Annotated in this window: 10 protein-coding genes and 1 riboswitch; of the genes, 5 read left to right on the top strand and 5 right to left on the bottom strand. The window is 46.4% G+C overall.

The genetic code is table 11. The annotated features are described in order from the left end of the window. Positions 1 to 97: 97 nt before the first annotated feature. Positions 98 to 173, bottom strand: a riboswitch (Fluoride riboswitch). Between the two features lie 156 nt (positions 174 to 329). Together R7E00_RS08295 and R7E00_RS08290 are read right to left on the bottom strand one after the other, a co-directional pair. Further along, positions 330 to 629 carry a YebG family protein gene (locus tag R7E00_RS08295; RefSeq protein WP_005380208.1) on the bottom strand — a complete coding sequence of 100 codons (300 nt, stop codon included), beginning with the start codon at positions 627 to 629 and terminating at the stop codon, positions 330 to 332. A gap of 128 nt (positions 630 to 757) precedes the next feature. Beyond that, on the bottom strand, positions 758 to 1,684 hold the full coding sequence (locus tag R7E00_RS08290; RefSeq protein WP_017636009.1) for a LysR substrate-binding domain-containing protein: 927 nt from the start codon (positions 1,682 to 1,684) through the stop codon (positions 758 to 760). Between the two features lie 109 nt (positions 1,685 to 1,793). Here R7E00_RS08290 and R7E00_RS08285 point away from each other — a divergent pair, with 109 nt between their 5' ends. After that, entirely contained in the window at positions 1,794 to 2,768 is a 975-nt protein-coding gene (locus tag R7E00_RS08285) for a TDT family transporter (RefSeq protein WP_005391714.1), read from the top strand. Positions 2,769 to 2,843: 75 nt separating this feature from the next. On the opposite strand, the gene R7E00_RS08280 is transcribed toward R7E00_RS08285, so the two are convergent. Then, the gene (locus R7E00_RS08280) at positions 2,844 to 4,667 is read right to left on the bottom strand and encodes a DUF3413 domain-containing protein (protein WP_262606239.1); all 1,824 of its coding nucleotides are present in this window, start codon (positions 4,665 to 4,667) and stop codon (positions 2,844 to 2,846) included. A 252-nt stretch (positions 4,668 to 4,919) separates the two neighbouring features. On the opposite strand from R7E00_RS08280, the gene recC reads away from it, so the two are divergent. The 3 genes from recC to recD all read left to right on the top strand — a co-directional run bounded on the left by recC (position 4,920) and on the right by recD (position 14,560). Further along, entirely contained in the window at positions 4,920 to 8,411 is a 3,492-nt protein-coding gene (gene recC, locus R7E00_RS08275; protein WP_262606238.1) for an exodeoxyribonuclease V subunit gamma, read from the top strand. 327 nt (positions 8,412 to 8,738) lie between these two features. Next, entirely contained in the window at positions 8,739 to 12,413 is a 3,675-nt protein-coding gene (gene recB, locus R7E00_RS08270; protein ID WP_262606249.1) for an exodeoxyribonuclease V subunit beta, read from the top strand. Continuing rightward, positions 12,413 to 14,560 carry an exodeoxyribonuclease V subunit alpha gene (gene recD / locus R7E00_RS08265; RefSeq protein WP_262606237.1) on the top strand — a complete coding sequence of 716 codons (2,148 nt, stop codon included), beginning with the start codon at positions 12,413 to 12,415 and terminating at the stop codon, positions 14,558 to 14,560. The genes recB and recD overlap by 1 nt, the downstream gene beginning before the upstream one ends. Positions 14,561 to 14,594: 34 nt before the next feature. Here recD and R7E00_RS08260 read toward each other — a convergent pair whose 3' ends face one another. Together R7E00_RS08260 and argA are read right to left on the bottom strand one after the other, a co-directional pair. Beyond that, positions 14,595 to 14,783: a hypothetical protein gene (locus R7E00_RS08260; protein WP_005380230.1), complete on the bottom strand. Its 189-nt coding sequence runs from the start codon at positions 14,781 to 14,783 to the stop codon at positions 14,595 to 14,597. A gap of 417 nt (positions 14,784 to 15,200) precedes the next feature. Next, on the bottom strand, positions 15,201 to 16,538 hold the full coding sequence (gene argA, locus R7E00_RS08255; protein WP_012841478.1) for an amino-acid N-acetyltransferase: 1,338 nt from the start codon (positions 16,536 to 16,538) through the stop codon (positions 15,201 to 15,203). A gap of 162 nt (positions 16,539 to 16,700) precedes the next feature. Between argA and R7E00_RS08250 the strand changes: the two genes are divergently transcribed. Next, the gene (locus R7E00_RS08250) at positions 16,701 to 17,156 is read left to right on the top strand and encodes a DUF2850 domain-containing protein (RefSeq protein WP_005380234.1); all 456 of its coding nucleotides are present in this window, start codon (positions 16,701 to 16,703) and stop codon (positions 17,154 to 17,156) included. Positions 17,157 to 17,422 lie beyond the last annotated feature (266 nt).

Raw genomic sequence — 17,422 nt, 5'->3', positions numbered from 1 at the left:
ACAGGAGCGGGGTTGGAGAAGAGTTGAATTGCTCACTACAGAACTCTCGCTTTCACAACATAAGCGAAAGCACTTCCAACAGGGCTGACCTGTTTTCGTTTCTGTAGGAGTCATTAGCTTTAACAGCGGTTCGAATCTTTCGATTCCGGTGGCACCCCATCACCGGACCCATTTAGACTAGATCTAAGTCACACTAATCCGCAACATGAAATTTAGAGCAATTTGGGATATTAAATCGGTTCTTTATATTCTCAGAGATATATGGAGATAAACGGAAGGAATAAAAAAACGCCGCATAATGCGACGTTTTTTCTAAACAAATAAGAGGCTTATGCAGCGTCTTCTTGCTCGCTATCTTCTTCAACAGCTTCAAGCTTCTTTGCTTTTTTTGGTGCAGGTTTACGTTTTGCACCAAGAGCGTAAAGCACTTCTTCTTTGTTTTGCGCAAGGAACATTGCAAGATCTTCTTGCTTACCTTCGTCTTCTAGAAGTTCACTTTTACCCAGCAGTGAGAATAACTCGTCTGCCATATCCAGCATTTTGTCGTATGCGTCAGCTTCCGCTTTAGAGGTAAAAGTCATTTTCTCTTCTCCATTGCGTTCTACCACGTACTTGACGATTACAGCCATGGTTGGTCCCCTAATTTGGTGTATTGATACTGGCTTTTTATACAGTTTTTGACCAATCAAGTCTAGCGACAAGCCTCAGAATGAGAGACACGTACAACTAACTGACTAGCATTTAAACTATCTTGGTTTCACTTTGCGGATTTGTCCGCCAAAGGAAGGTTTGTTGGTCGCTCCCAATCTTGGCAAAATTCGATAAACGTTTTGAGCAATGGGCTTTGATATTTCTCTTTATGAACCAGTAACCAGAAGCGACGTTTCATATCTAAAGGCATGTCGAGCAGTTTTACGCGGCCGTCACGAATAGCAGGTTCTGCAGACAAACGTGACAAACAGCCCAAGCCTAACCCTGCCGATACTGAGTTGATCAACGCTTCGGTGGTATTGAGCTGAAAAGCTTCATGCCAATGTTCCAAGCGCGGCGCGACAACGCGCATAAAAAATTCGCGTGAACCAGAGCCTGCCTCTCGCAATATCCATTCACTGTTTTCTAGCTCGGTTAAGTTTACTGGCCCTTCGTGCGCGGCTGGGGAATTGGGCGCGCAAATCACGCACATTTCATCTTCGCTAAACTGGGTAGACTGCAATTCAGGGTGAAGTGTTTTGCCTTCAATGAGGGCTATGTCTAACTCGTAATCGGTCAGCATGTCGCAGATTTGTGCGGAGTTAGAAATGAACAGACTTTGAGAACGATGGTTCGTTTGCTGACGAAATTCGCTAAGCAAATAGGGCGCGACTTGGTTGCCAATGGTGTCGCTGGCACCAATGCGAAGTTGGCCCGATAGCGCTTGGTCACCATCGAAAATGCTCTCGATGTCCTTGGCTCGGTTGAGTAATTCATCCGCCAGTGGCAGTAATTTTTGACCTTCTTGGTTCAAAATCAGTCGGTTATTAACACGATCAAATAAGTGATGGCCGATCTGCTTTTCTAATTCTGAGAGTGCCATGCTCACTGCGGCTTTCGATAAAAAGAGACTATCAGAAGCCGCTGTGAGCGTTTTGTGCTGCGTGATCGTCGTAAACACTTTCAGTTGTTTAAGAGAAATGTGACTTGCCATACCCCACCGTTAAGTAATTCTGAACGTTTGTTTTAAATAATTAGATATATCGGAACGAAGTGCAAGCGTATTATACGTCTCATCAAGAGTGAGTCTGGTTGAGGTCATCATGATTCAAAGAACAAAAGCAAAAGTAATGGGAGCGCCAACTCCAATGGCGGGTTTGGCTCTTGGTATTGCAAGCTTGGGCTGGAGTTGGGAAAACTTCGCCGAATTACATGGCTACGGACAGTGGATTAGTGCGGGTATCGCGAGCATATTGTTGGCTATATTGGCAACCAAGTTTTTGCTACATAATCATCTATTGAGACAAGATCTTGCTCATCCGGTTGTGGGCAGCGTGGTTCCGACATTTGCGATGGGCACTATGGTGGTATCGAACTCTCTCGGCCATTTTTACCCATTAGCTGGCGATGCGCTTTGGCTGATTGCGGTGGTTTTGCACATCGTATTCTTGGTGAGCTTTGTTTACCATCGCGCCAAAGATTTTGAATTGCACCACATGGTTCCTAGTTGGTTTGTACCGCCTGTGGGTATCATCGTTGCGGATGTGTCTTTCTCTGGCAACCCGATGTTAGCACCAGTGGCACAAGGTGCATTGATGTTTGGTATGGTGGCGTACGCGATCATGTTGCCGATGATGATTTACCGTTTCATGTTTACCCATGAAATTCCGGATGCAGCGAAACCAACAATGGCAATTATGGCGGCACCAGCAAGTCTATCATTGGCAGGGTACTTAACGGTCACTGCGACACCATCACCAGTGATCATCGCTATGCTATTTGGTATCGCGGTATTGATGACAGCCATCATTTACCTCGCATTCTTTAAATTGCTTAGACTGCCATTTAGCCCAGGCTATGCGGCGTTCACTTTCCCGATGGTGATCGGTGCGACGGCGCTGTTTAAAATGGCGAATTGGATGGAGTTGCAAGGATTGGCTGCGCACTATGTTCAACAAGTGCGAGGCTTAGCTAGTCTTGAGTTGATTGTGGCAACATTTGTTGTCTCTTATGTGGCCTTACAATACATCAACAACTTGTTGATTCAGCCACGCTTGATGCACGCTCATCACGCTTAAATAGCAGATAGGAAAAAGCCTCTTGGTCTTACAACCAAGAGGCTTTTTTATTTCAATCGGCGTCGATGTTGGACACTAGCCTTTTTTGTAAAATCGCGACATCTCATCCAGAGAATGACGAATGATATCGACAGGAATTTTCTGTTCTTTCTCGACTTTTAACTGGCGATTCAGTTGCTGAGAGTGCCCGCCAGGGTTGACCACAAGCATCAGTTCTTTGCCGACCAATGCATAGTTGTAGTAGCTGCCTGCAATATACCAATCGCGAGAGGCAGAGCTATCAAACAAGTTATGACCAACGCTGTATGAACTCGTTGTGCCTTGAACGTCAAACAGCGTATTCATCATGGTTGGCACGACGTCAAAATGGGTCGTGCGGTAATCAACTTGCTCTGGCTGACGATTTGGCATGTACACGTAAAGAGGCACATGTACTTGAACGTCACTGTAGTTACCCGTGTGGCCCCAATAGTTCATCTTATGGTCGTTAAACTCTTCACCATGATCTGATGAAATCACCACAATGGTGTTGTCTAAGTCGACATTTTTCAGCACATCACCAATCAAGCTGTCGATGTAGTACAACGAGTTCTTGTATCGATTGTGGTAAAGCGAAGCGTCAAAATCGTTGTTGAGCAAAATGTGGTCAACGCGTTCCCAGTATGGTTTGAATTTCGCAAATTCAGGTTCAGGAAACACCGTACCGTGGGCGGCATCGTAGAACAGAAAACCAAAGTACGGCTTGTCGCTATCCTGCTTTTGGAACTCGATGAACTTGTCTGTTATCTGCTGATCGCGCTCGACAGCTGTTTCCCCAGTTTGTTTCAGGGTCAAGTCCGACACTTTTTTGAATACCGTGCGAGAAAGTGGCGGGCTGGTGAGCGGTGCCGAGCCAAAAATGCCCATGCGGTAGCCTTCTGCTTGCAGCGTATCCATAAAAACAGGAGAGCGTTGACTTGCGTAAAAGCTTTCCCAGTAGGTCGCTGGCAAGCTGTAAAACAGGCTGAAAATACCCGCTTGAGTTGAGTTGCCGCCGCTCATATGTTGTGTGAAATTCACCGTTTTTTCGGCGAACTTGCTGACATTTGGCATGACTTCCGGCGTCGCATCACTGTAGCGCCACGCGTCAACCAAGATAAACAAGACATTGGGCTGTTTCTCTTTGCTTTGCACTTGAATCGGCGCAAGCGGATAGTTGAGTGAGCTACGTTCAATGTTGGTTAACTCTACGCGGTTCTTCGATGCAATGTTCTCATCCACTAGGTCGTGTTTGTAAATAAATTTACGAGCCGTCAGCGGGTAGTAAAGTGGCCAGTTATTCGAAAACTGACTGACTTCATCGTCGTAAAGTGCGTTTTTGTACGCATGAATCATCTGCGTGCTAAGCAATACAGCAAACCAGACGCTGATCAAAACGAACTTAGCTCGGCTTTGTGCCAGTTGATTACTTACCCAAACGGTACAAGCGAGCCCGATCACCAGAACGGCAATTTCACTGATGAAGATTAGCCAACTCATCCACGAAATATCGAAGACATCATCACCACCTTCGAAAAACATACGGATTAATAGAGCGTTGATGTGAAGTTTGTATTGCTGAAAAACGAGAATATCGACTTTAAACATAATCAATAGACAGATCGCGATAGCGATCACGATGCCTTTGAATATTCGAGTCGGTAGAAAAGAGAGCAATAAACTCAACAACATAAATGGAAGAGCGATCAAGCCCAGCCAGCCATATTGAGTCGAAACCAAATAGTAACCTTGCAACAAGGTTAGCGGTTCATTCTGATTGTTAGACAACACAAAAGGATAACAAGCGATCGACAGGTACACTGCAAAGCAAGCAAAAAAAGCAATCAGCCAAGCGCTGTTGGAAGACAGTTTGCGAAACATACTTTTTGTTTGTTTATAAATTATGGGTAGAGGGAGTATAAAACAGTGTTTTTTATTATGGAATAGTTGCGACGAATGTCACATTTTGTATGGAAGTGTCAGACTTGATTGACATGTGAAAATTCAGAAGATTCATACTCTATTTGAGTGATATATAACCTTTTGTTTTTTCCGAACGCGAGATCACTGCGGGTTTAAATGGGGCTGTGCTAAGCTAGCTAACAGTTTCAATCGGCGCTCGGTATTCCCAATTTGTTTACTGTTTATCACTCCAACCAAGTTGACGTTCTTAAATCACTCCTTGTCGAACTGATTCGAATCAGTCCGCTGGAAAACCCGTTCGAAAAAGAACAAATTCTGGTTCAAAGTCCGGGCATGTCCCAGTGGCTAAAAATGGAATTGGCCAAAGAGTTTGGTGTTGCCGCGAACATTGATTTTCCGCTTCCTGCTACCTTCATTTGGGAAATGTTTACGCAGGTGTTGCCAGACGTGCCAAAACGCAGTGCGTTTAACAAAGAAGCGATGACTTGGAAGTTGATGCATCTGCTGCCGGGGCTTCTCAACCAAGACGTGTTTTCGCCGTTAGCGCAGTACCTCAAAGATGACAGTGATCACTCTAAGCTGTATCAACTGGCTGAGAAAATTGCCGATATTTTCGATGGTTACTTGGTGTATCGTCCGGAGTGGATCGCAAGTTGGGAAGCAGGGCAGAGTGTGCCAGAGCTGGAAGATGAGCATCCGTGGCAGCCGATCTTATGGCAAGCGTTGTATGATCACACTGTGTCATTAGGACAGTCTCCATATCACCGTGCCAACCTTTATGAGCACTTTATCGACACGTTAGAGAGTTTTAACGGCAATTTTGACCATTTACCCAAGCGTTTGTTTGTTTTTGGCATTTCTTCGTTGCCGCCTCGCTATATGGATGCGCTAAAAGCAATTGGTGAACACATCGACGTGCATCTGATGTTCACCAACCCGTGTCGTTATTACTGGGGTGAAGTTCGAGATCGCAAATATCTGGCTCGTTTGGCGGCGAAACATCGTCAGCACGTTGTGTGGCAGGACGATCACTCGGAAGTGCAAGGTGAAACTGAGCAACTGAAAGGATCACTGGAAGATAATGTGATCGATGAGCTGCACACCGATGTGGTCGGAAACAGTCTGTTGGCATCCATGGGTAAACTCGGGCGCGACAATATGTATCTGTTGTCTCAGCTGGAATCTCATGAAATCGAAGCCTTTGTTGATGTTGAGCGCGACAGTCTGCTCCATCAATTGCAAGCGGATATTCTCAATCTTGAAGAACATCAAGATGATCAACAGATTGAAAACAGTCATCACAAACAAGTGGTTAGCTTGGGTGATAAATCACTGAGCCTACACGCTTGTCACAGCCCGATGCGCGAAGTTGAAGTGCTGCATGATCAACTGTTGGCGATGTTCGATGCTGACCCAACGTTAAAACCGCGCGATATTATCGTGATGGTCGCGGACATCAACGCTTACAGCCCTGCGATTCAGGCGGTCTTTGGTAACGCGCCGGGTGAGCGTTTTATTCCATATTCGATTTCTGACCGAACCGCCGATCAAGAGAGCCCAATTCTGGCTGCATTTATGCAGTTGGTGAACTTACCCAATACGCGCTGTTTGGCATCAGAACTACTCGAACTTCTGGAAACTCCAGCGATATTAAAGCGTTTTGAACTCAGCGAAGATGATTTCTTACAAGCCAAACAATGGGTTGAGGAATCGGGAATTCGCTGGGGGTTGGATGCCAATACCGGACGCGAATTTGAACTGCCGGAAACTCGTCAAAACACATGGCAATTTGGTATTCAACGCATGTTGCTTGGCTACGCGATGCCAGAATCCGCTGGTTTGTTTGAAACCGAGCAAGGCAGTTTGTCTCCGTACAACGAAGTGCAAGGCATGGGCGCAGAGCTGGCGGGCAAGTTGGCACACTTTATCCAACAAATTAGCACTTATCGAAGCAAACTTTCTCATGTTCAGACTATTGATGGTTGGCGAGAGACTTTAGTTTTACTGCTGGATGACTTCTTCTCAGTTGAGTTAGAAGGCGAAATGGCGCTCAAATCCATTCGCGATACGCTCAGCCAACTCAAAGAGCAATTAGCTGATGCCGCATTTGATGATGCGTTATCGCCGTCGATCATCAGCCAATACCTTCAAAACAAATTATCTGGCACACGAGTCAGCCAGCGCTTCCTTGCTGGTCAAGTGAACTTTTGTACCCTGATGCCGATGCGCTCTATTCCGTTTAGAATTGTTTGTCTGTTGGGGATGAATGACGGCGTGTATCCGCGCTCCATGCCGCCAGAAGGCTTTGACTTGATGACAGGAAGAACCAAACCGGGCGACCGTTCGCGCCGAGATGATGACCGTTACCTATTCCTCGAAGCGATGTTGTCTGCACAGCAAACGCTCTACATCAGTTATGTTGGCCGTTCAATCCAAGACAACACCGAGCGAGTGCCTTCGGTTCTGGTTTCTGAGCTGATGGAATACTGTCACCAAAACTATTGTTTAAGTGGTGATGAAGCGTTGCCCGTTGATGAGTCTGGCGACAACTTATTAAATGCGTTGGTGAATACCCACGCCATGGTGCCGTTTAGCCCAAGTGCGTTCCAAGGCATGCATGCTAGCTACGCGAAAGAGTGGATTCCAGCGGCATTGACTCAAAGCAGTCAATCGCAAGGCTATGTCCGTCGTGATTTTAATCGGGCATTAGACGACTATCTGTTGGGAGCGACGTTCCCGCTTGAGCTCGACTTAGTCGAGTTGCAACGTTTCTGGCGTTTACCAGTGCAGTATTTTTTCAATCGTCGTTTAAAAGTAATCTTTGAACCGCCACTACCGGTGATGGAAGACGACGAACCCTTTGTTTTAGGTGGTTTGGAAAGCTATCAAATGCGTGATGAGCTGTTAGAAACCTTGCTTGAAGCGACATTGATGCAGCCAGAGAAAAAAACAGAGGTGCTTAAACACTTTATGAGTCAACAGCGCGCGCAAGGCAAACTGCCGGTGGGGGCGTTTGGTGATATCGAATTTGAAACCAACCGAGTTCAGGCGGAAGAGCTGGTGTATAAACTGGCGTTTTTATCTGGTGCGCCTCAAGACGATTTGGAAATCGACCTGACGTTTGATTCCTTGTTTGAGCGAAATGAAGGCGAAGAGAAAAACGTTCGCCTAACAGGTTGGCTAACTCAATGCTACCAATCCGGTTTGATTCGCTATCGAAGCGGTAAGATTCGATCGCAGGATTACCTTGCAGCGTGGATCGATCACCTTGCCATGTCGGCGTCGGGTCATGCTAAGAAAACTCACATCATTGGTTACGATCGTAAAGAAGGCGCGCTGCATTTGATCTACCCAGAAATTGCCGATGCGCGGTATGCCAAACAGCTACTGACTGAATTAGTTCGCTTATTTTTCGAAGGCATGACTAAGCCTTTGCCTTATTTCCCGAAAACGGCGTTGGCTTGTGTTGAAGCGGGCTTTAGCCGTGGTCAGTGGGTCGATGACGAAGAGAAATCTTTGAAGAAAATGGCTGACGCATTCAATGATGGCTTCATGAGCCCGGGCGAAGGCAATAATGCGTACATCTCTCGAATTTGGCCTGCTTGGAATGATGAGTTGGCCTCAGAAGTTCGTGTGCTGACAGCATTAGTACTGCAAGGTGCGCGCTTAGCGGTTCAAGACGCTGATGATGTAAAAGCGTGATAAAGAAAGTTGGATAAAGAGAAGGAAGAGTAGGGTGGCCGCCAGAAAATCATTATTTTTTGTAGGGCGTTCGCTGTACGGCCACAAGGTCAGAGGGACCATGATACTTTTGTTTAATTCATTTGAGTTGTGCCGCCAAAAAGGTTTGGCTTATCTCGTGGGGCGCATACTAACGGTACGTCTTATGGATAACCGTGAGAAAGATCTCACAAAGCTCTAAATTATCCAACTTGTTAAACATATTAATAGAATTTTTAACTATAGATCACATTTATTAGGTGATACGTCCTAGTAAATAATCCGGAGAGATTCAGCGTTATGGATCAAATGTCAGGTGCAGAGTGTCCTCTACATACGTTAGACCGCACAGAGCAACCTCAACCAACGCCACTAGAACCGATGACGTTTCCTCTGCATGGCGCGAGGTTAATCGAGGCATCAGCAGGTACAGGTAAAACCTTCACTATTGCAGGTTTATATCTGCGCCTTTTGCTTGGTCACGGCTGCGAGGAAACTCGACATCGCGTACCGCTTACAGTCGACCAAATTCTGGTCGTAACCTTTACCGAAGCGGCAACTGCGGAATTACGCGATCGTATCAGGGCAAGGATCCATGACGCGCGAATCGCGTTTGCGCGTGGACAGAGTTCCGACCCGGTGATCCAACCTTTGCTTAATGAGTTTGACGATCACAAGCAAGCCGCAGAAATTTTATTGCAGGCAGAGCGTCAGATGGACGAGGCGGCGGTCTACACCATTCACGGTTTTTGCCAACGTATGCTAACGCAAAATGCGTTTGAATCTGGCAGCCGATTTAATAACGAGTTTGTGACCGATGAAAGTCACCTAAAAGCGCAAGTTGTAGCCGATTACTGGCGCCGCAATTTCTACCCGTTGCCATTTACCTTGGCTGGAGAAATTCGCCAGCTATGGGGCTCTCCATCTGCGTTGTTGTCTGACATCAGCAATTACTTAACTGGTGCGCCGTTAAGCCTTTCTGTTCCGGCAATGAAAGGCAGTTTGGCTGATCTTCATACTGAAAATCTGAAAAAAATTGATGAATTAAAAGCACAGTGGCGAGAAAGCCAAGATGACTTCTTAACGCTAATTTCAGATTCAGATATTAACAAACGTAGCTATACCAAAAAGTCTCTGCCGACGTGGTTGGAGGCGGTAAACGCTTGGGCAGCAACTGAAACCACAGGTTACGATTATCCAGACAAGCTGGAGAAATTCGCGCAAAACGTCTTGTTGGAAAAAACACCGAAAGGCAGTGCGCCGCAGCACGCGGTATTTGAAGCCATTGAAACATTTCTTGCTAACCCAATCAGCTTAAAAGCGCCACTGCTTGCTCATGCAATTGAACATTGTCGTGTGATGCTGGCTAACGCGAAAAATCAAAAACAGTGGCTCTCTTTTGATGATTTGCTGACGCAACTTTCTGCTTCTATCGATACGGACGAAAGCGAGCTTTTAGCGGCGCGTATTCGTACTTTGTATCCTGTCGCAATGATTGACGAGTTCCAAGATACCGACCCGCTTCAATACAGTATTTTCAGCCGTATTTATCTGAACAACCCAGAATGTGGTTTGTTTATGATCGGTGACCCCAAGCAGGCGATTTATGGCTTTCGTGGCGCAGACATTTTCACTTACATCAAAGCGCGTAACCAAGTAAGTGCCCACTACACGTTAGGAACCAACTGGCGTTCTAGCGCAGATATGGTGCAGGCGGTAAACCAAGTATTTGCTTTGCCAGACAGTCCATTTATCTATGATTCGGACATCCCGTTCTTACCCGTTAAGTACAGTCCCAATGCCGAAAAACGCATTTGGACTATCGGTGGCCAAAAGCAACCCGCGCTGACGTATTGGTTGCAAGAAGCGGACGATAAACCGCTACCAAAAGGCGAGTATTTGACTCGGATGGCGGAGGCGACCGCAAGCCAAATCCAAACCATTTTGACGCAGGCTCAACAGGGGCAAGCGTGTCTGGTGAATGGCGAAAAACAGAAAGCGGTTCAAGCGGGCGATATCGCGGTGTTGGTTCGAACAGGTAGTGAAGGTCGAATGATCAAACAAGCGCTGGCTGAACAAGGCATTGCCAGCGTGTACCTGTCTAACCGAGACAGTGTGTTTACCAGTTCAGTGGCGCAGGATCTACAGCGTTTGCTGCAAGCGGTGCTGACTCCAGAAAATGACCGTGCGCTGCGTGCAAGTCTTGCTTCTGAGCTGTTTGCCCTCGACGCAGCAAGTTTGGATGCACTTAATAACGATGAAGTGGTGTGGGAAAACGCCGTAAACGAATTCAAAGAATATCGCAAACTTTGGATTCAACGTGGTGTGCTGCCGATGTTGCGCGCGGTGATCAGCAAACGCCATATTGCCGAGCGATTACTAGAAGAAGGTGCGAGTTCACAGGGTGAAAATGGTGAGCGAGTACTTACCGATTTAATGCACATTGGTGAACTGCTTCAACACGCCAGTAATGAACTGGATAGCGACCACGGTCTGCTGCGTTGGCTCGCTCAGTCTATCAGTGATGCGGAAAACGGTTTGGGTGGCAGTGATGACCAAATCCAACGTTTAGAATCGGAACGTAACTTAGTGCAGATCGTAACTATTCACAAATCAAAAGGCTTGGAGTATGACCTCGTATTTCTGCCGTTTGTGTTCAGCTATCGAGAAGCCAGTGAAGCCAAATATTACGATGCAGCCAATGACCGCACGGTACTGGATATCACTGGCAACGATGCGTCCATGAAGCAAGCGGACAAAGAGCGTTTGGCGGAAGACTTACGCTTGATATACGTGGCACTAACGCGTGCTGTGTATGCGTGTTTTATTGGAGCCTCGCCTTTGCGCAATGGTCGTTCGACCAAAGAGCCAACTGGCGTACACCGCAGTGCGATTGGCTATTTGATTCAGAATGGTCAAGAAGGTGGCATCAACGATTTGCACCAAGGTTTAACAAAGCAACAAGACGAGCTTGATTGTGTCGTTGTGGCCGATCCGCCGCAGCAACTCGAAGACAAGTACGTAGCGCCACAAGAAGAAATACACGATCTTAGCGCGAAAGAGCTGCAAAACTCTATCGACAGAAACTGGCGCATCACCAGTTATTCTGGCTTGGTCAAGCAAGGCTCTCATCACGCCGAGCATGATGCCACGATTGAGATTACAGGTTTCGATATCGACTCATCTGAAGAACAAGACGAAGCGGATTTGGTGGAGCCAGAGCGTTCGATTTTTACCTTCCCTCGTGGTGCGCGTCCGGGTACGTTCCTGCACAGCCTGTTTGAGGAAGTTGAATTTACTCAGCCAGCCACGACGGAAGAGAATACACAAATCATCCTTGGCTTGATGGAAAGCGAACAGCTCGATGAAGAGTGGTTGCCCATTTTACAGCAATTGATTGATACCGTACTCGCAACGCCGTTGGATGGTAAGTCTTTGCTGCTGAATCAAAAAGCACCGTCGCAACGTTTGGTGGAGATGGAGTTTTTGCTGCCGATTGAAGTTTTGTCTGCACCGGCGTTAAACCGAGTCATTCAACGTCACGATCCGTTGTCGGCGAAAGCGGGGGATTTAGGTTTCCAAACCGTGCAAGGCATGCTCAAAGGTTTTATCGACTTGGTGTTTGAACATCAAGGTAAATACTACGTGCTTGACTGGAAATCGAATCATCTTGGCGACGATGTGACGAGCTACCATGGTGAGGCTCTGAAATCGGCGATGGCGGATCACCGCTACGATTTGCAGTACCAGATTTATGCGTTAGCACTGCATCGTTTCCTACGCAGCCGATTGGCGAATTATCAATATGAGCAGCACTTCGGTGGCGTGTATTACTTGTTCTTGCGCGGCATGGATGGGCAGAGTGACCACGGCATTTTTGCTGCGAAACCAACCTTAGACTTCTTACAAGAGATGGATCGTTTGATTGATGGTCAAGTACTTGAAACGCGCTCAACTCAAGCCGGGCAGATGGAGCTACTTTAATGACGACAAATCACAATCTTCATTCTGGCCAAGATAGTTTATTGGTAGTGCTGGAACGCTTGGCGCACAAAGGTGCTATTCGTCAGCTCGACTACCAATTCGCCTGTTTTATTGATTCTCAAACGCATGATGAACAGTCGGACAGTCAAGCATTGGCGTTTATCGCGGGTGTTGTCAGTAGTGAGCTTGGCAAAGGACATATCTGTCTGTCTCTGTTCGATGCACAAGGGCAATCTACGGATTTAGCCAGTAAGCTAGGGCTGTTTGGTGAGTCGGCATTGGCGCTTAATACACAGTTGCAAGGCATAGACTGGATTCAAGTATTACAAAATTCCAGCGTGGTCGGCGCGCAAGGAGAAGCCTTGCCTTTAATGTTCGATGGTGAGCGTCTGTATCTGCATCGCTATTGGCATTATGAAGTGACACTGGCGGAAAAGCTCAATCAGTTGGGCGCCGCAGTTAACTTGCAACCACAAGAGTTTGCGCGATTATCCGAGTTACTCAACCATTTGTTTGCACGTCAATACCATTTTCTGTTTAACGCGTTAGGCAAAGCAGTAGAAGCGGGAAGCAGCAACCAAGTGTTGCGTCAGCAATTGGTGTGTGACCACCTTGATGTGGTCGCAAGCGAATCGTTGGATTGGCACGCCATTGATTCCGTGCTTAGCAATGCGCGCAAGGTTCAAGATTTGCAAATACTGGATGAACTCGTGCCACTCTCGGCTTGCGTGAACTGGCAAAAAGTCGCGGCGGCAGTTGCGTTAACCCGTCGATTTGCTGTGATTTCTGGTGGCCCAGGTACGGGTAAAACGACGACAGTAACCAAATTGCTTGCTGCTTTGATTGAACAGGCGACGCAAGAGAAAAATCTAACCATCAAGCTGGTGGCCCCGACGGGGAAAGCGGCGGCGCGATTAACCGAGTCCATTGGTAAAGCAGTGCAAGAACTGCCAGCTTCTCCGGAGCTTAAAGCCAAAATTCCGACTGAGTCGAGTACCTTACATAGGTTGCTGGGCGCGATTCCTAATAGCGCAGAATTTCGTCACAACAAGCAAAATCCACTGCATTTGGATATTTTAGTTATCGACGAAGCGTCGATGGTTGATTTACCAATGATGTATAAAGTGGTCGATGCCTTACCGAAACATGCGCGGCTGATTTTGCTAGGTGATAAAGACCAACTTGCTTCAGTTGAAGCAGGGGCCGTGTTGGGTGATATCTGTTCGTTCCACGCATTGGGTTATGGAAAAGAGCAGGCGTCAGCCATTGCAAAACTGACGGGTTTCGATACTTTAGCCCATACAGGTACCAGTGCATCTAGCATTGCTGATAGTTTATGTATGCTGCAAAAGAGCTACCGATTTGACGCTCGCTCAGGCATTGGTCAGTTGGCAAAAGCGGTTAACTCAGGTTCTGCTGCGAGCGTAGATAACGTCTGGGCGCGTGACTTTTCCGATATCGAACATTTCGCGCTAAGTAGTCAACATTACAACCAAATGATGCAGACGTTGGTGCAGGAATACGGTCGTTACCTCAAACGCATTGGACAACAGGAAACTGATCCTAAAACCGGAGAGCCAGAGTCGCTAACGCACAAAGCCAAAGCGGTGTTAGATACCTTCAACCAATGCCGATTGCTGTGCGCGATCCGTGAGGGTGACTTCGGTGTGGCTGGGCTAAACCAACGCATCGAGAAAGCGCTCGCGGCGCGCAAGTTCATTCAAGTTCAGGATGAAATTTGGTATCACGGCAGACCCGTCATGGTTACGCGTAATGATCACGGTTTAGGTTTGTATAACGGTGATATTGGTATTTGCATGCGAGATGACACTGAAGAAGAACCGCGTTTGAAAGTCTTTTTCGAGTTACCTGACGGCAGTGTGAAATCGGTCTTGCCAAGCCGAGTACCTGAACATGAAACGGCTTACGCCATGACCATCCATAAATCGCAAGGCAGTGAATTTGATTACACCCTTATGATTTTGCCACCAGACTTTAGCCCGATATTAACCCGTGAGTTGATTTACACAGGCATTACCCGCGCGAAAAAGCGTTTAGCTCTTTACGCCGAACTCAATGTTCTGAAGCGAGGCATTAAGGTGAAAACCACTCGCGCGAGTGGGTTAGTAAAGCGGCTTACCAACTAAAACAAGAAGACCGAGCTTATGGCTCGGTCTTCTTTTATGCATGTTTTGCAAACGCATTGGTAAAAGACACGCTGCGTATTTTGTATTGCTGTTGATAAGCAAGAATAAAATCTCGGATAGCGTCATTTACGGGGAAAACACAGTGGACGTCTAGGCCTTCTAAAAACTGATTGTCAGCCATATCCCAGAAGCTTTGAAGCGAATTACAAATGATTGTTCTCATAACAGTGCTCGTCTCGGCTTATTTAAAGTCAGATTAACAACTGTCCTTGGTGTGCAATACGGAGCTAACTAGTTTTTCAATTGCCCAGTATTTTAGGGTGAAGGCTACATTACATCACCTAGATCCATTCGTATTGGTTAAAAACCAATCACTAGCGAGCAGAGTATAGCCAACCAAATGTATATTTAAAAGGTAAAATTGGAACGAAAATCAAGCAATGGTTTGCGTATTTCTAAGTTGGTGTTTATATGATGACTCGCTAGTCCGGAGTAGGGGTTTATGTGTGGCCTTACTCCTAAACAAACTCGTTCCTAAACAAGCTCGATGTGCAGGATTGAGCGTTAATGAGCTGAATCCCGCACCTTGAGGTTTTGGTATAGCGGAGCGTTAAATTTTGCTTCGTGATTTAAGGTTAAGCTACAAATCTAGCGCTAAGATTTTTGACTTACGCTGGAAGTTATATAGCCCTTGTTTGGCTCCGGGCAAATAGTCGACACTGACTTCGTAAAAACCTTGCTCTCTGAACCAATGCAGACTGTGTGTCGTGAGGACAAAAATCTGATCAATGGTTTCGGATTTAGAACGATGTTTCATGTAGTTGAGCAGTAACAAACCTCGGTTCCCATCACGATAGTCAGGGTGAATCGCTACGCAAGCCATCTCAGCTTTGCGCTCTTCTGGGTATGGATAAAGGGCAGCACAGCCAATAATCAAGCCGTCTTTTTCGATGATGGTAAATTTTCCAATCTCTTGCTCTAGCTGTTCTCGAGAGCGCCTAACCAGTACACCTTGTTCTTCTAACGGGCGAATGAGGTCTAAGATACCGCCAATATCGTCAATATTAGCTTGCCTCACTTGTTCAGCGCTCGCCATAACGACTTGGGTTCCGATACCGTCGAAAGAGAACAACTCCTGAATTAGGGCTCCATCCACTTTATAGCTGATCAAGTGGCTACGAGGCACTCCGGCACGACAAGCGGCAATAGATCCTTTAAGAAAGCGCAGTGTTCCAGTGTTGTAATCTAGGTCAGGAGACGTATTTTCAGAGAGCGTTTTGATGACATGCTCCGCTTCAATTGGCAGTAACTCGGCGACAGCATTGCCGTTGTCATCAATGACACCTTGTTCGGAGCAAAAACCAATCAGCTTATCCGCACCCAGCTTTATCGCTAGTTGGGTGGCGACTTCTTCCGATAATAAATTGAAGCACTCGCCAGTCACAGAGCTCGCAATGGGGCCAAGTAGCACAATAGAGCCTTGGTCGAGCGTGCGATTAATCGCGTCGGTGTCAATGCGGCGAATACGTCCACTATGGCAATAGTCCACACCATCATCAACGCCGAGTGGTTGGGCAATGATGTAGTTTCCGCTAACGACATTGAGCTGGGTACCTGCCATCGGAGTATTGTTGAGGCTCATTGATAGGCGCGCAGTAATCGCAAGCTGAAGTTGTCCGGCAGCTTGCATAACAACAGATAAAGCCGATTCATCCGTAATGCGGATATTTTTGTGGTAAGGCGTAGTGAGGTCTTGTTTTTCTAGCAGCTGATTAATTTGAGGACGTGCACCATACACCACCACGACTTTGATTCCGAGGCTGTGCATGAGTGCGATATCATTAATAATATTGCCAAAATTTTTGTGTGCGACGGCTTCTCCGCCCAGCATGATCACCATGGTTTTTCCGCGGTGAGCATTGACATAAGGTGTTGATTGACGGAATCCTTTTACGAGAGCAGTACTACGAATTTTCACTACAGCCATTCCTTTGTTTAATTATGTTAAAATAATGCCTTTTTATTCATTGAGTGGCAAGGCGAAATTTTGGAATAAAGCACAAACATATTGAGGTAGGTTCTTGGTCCCGTTAAGAGGGAAGGTTACAATGGTGGCGTCTTTCCTCAATACGTGAACCTCATGTCTTCTGCTGTTAATAAGAATGCTGCGATCACTGCTTCAAATCTGTCAAAAACGTCATCTAAATCAATGCTTCGTAAGTGGCTAGAGCGTTCTCTCATGCTTATAGCGATAGTTGGAACCGTTGTCGTGTGCATGCTGTATAGTGATTTGATTACTCGAACCATTAATCCGCCCATTCCCAAATCGACAATTTATGGTCGCTGGGTTGAGCAAGATGTTGCGCCTTATGCTCGTGAAGAATTTGTGTTGAGTGAGCGCGGTGTTACCGTAAATGGTTCTACAGTGGCGACCAGTTTTGAATTCGATGGGGATTCGTTTTCGTATCGAGTGGGTTCAAATGAGCGGCACTTCAATTTTGTGGGTAAGCAGCATGCAGAAATGAAGCTGGATGCCAATGCTCATTATCTACCTGTATTCCGTTTAGAGGGACGTGCAAGGATAGCGGTAAGATAGTCGTTTTTATTATTGTCTTTTAAGCAGAGCTCTCTTGCGTCTGTGAGCCATATGGATGATCACAATTTCATCTCTCAATCAGTAAATTTTACTTCCAAACATAATCCGGACAATTCCGTAATTCTTCCGCTGTTATCATGTTGCATTAACTGAATGAATTTACAACGAGTAAACGGATTGGCTTAGCGTTGAAACATTTTGTCGTTGCTTTTCAATTGCACCGTATGCATTTGTTTGCCATCCTTTTGCTATTCTCTTTTACGGAA

Source organism: Vibrio sp. Vb1755 (assembly GCF_033338635.1).
GTDB lineage: Bacteria > Pseudomonadota > Gammaproteobacteria > Enterobacterales > Vibrionaceae > Vibrio > Vibrio alginolyticus.
The sequence above is the reverse complement of the archived record's forward strand: the minus strand, read 5'-3'. Positions and strand labels throughout refer to the sequence as shown.

Excerpts from the sequence above, each read along its gene's own strand:
- R7E00_RS08260 (WP_005380230.1), bottom strand. The coding sequence starts at position 14,783 with ATGAGAACAATCATTTGTAATTCGCTTCAAAGCTTCTGGGATATGGCT.
- R7E00_RS08280 (WP_262606239.1), bottom strand. The coding sequence starts at position 4,667 with ATGTTTCGCAAACTGTCTTCCAACAGCGCTTGGCTGATTGCTTTTTTT.
- R7E00_RS08290 (WP_017636009.1), bottom strand. The coding sequence starts at position 1,684 with ATGGCAAGTCACATTTCTCTTAAACAACTGAAAGTGTTTACGACGATC.
- R7E00_RS08250 (WP_005380234.1), top strand. The coding sequence starts at position 16,701 with ATGTCTTCTGCTGTTAATAAGAATGCTGCGATCACTGCTTCAAATCTG.
- R7E00_RS08295 (WP_005380208.1), bottom strand. The coding sequence starts at position 629 with ATGGCTGTAATCGTCAAGTACGTGGTAGAACGCAATGGAGAAGAGAAA.
- recB (WP_262606249.1), top strand. The coding sequence starts at position 8,739 with ATGTCAGGTGCAGAGTGTCCTCTACATACGTTAGACCGCACAGAGCAA.
- recD (WP_262606237.1), top strand. The coding sequence starts at position 12,413 with ATGACGACAAATCACAATCTTCATTCTGGCCAAGATAGTTTATTGGTA.
- R7E00_RS08285 (WP_005391714.1), top strand. The coding sequence starts at position 1,794 with ATGATTCAAAGAACAAAAGCAAAAGTAATGGGAGCGCCAACTCCAATG.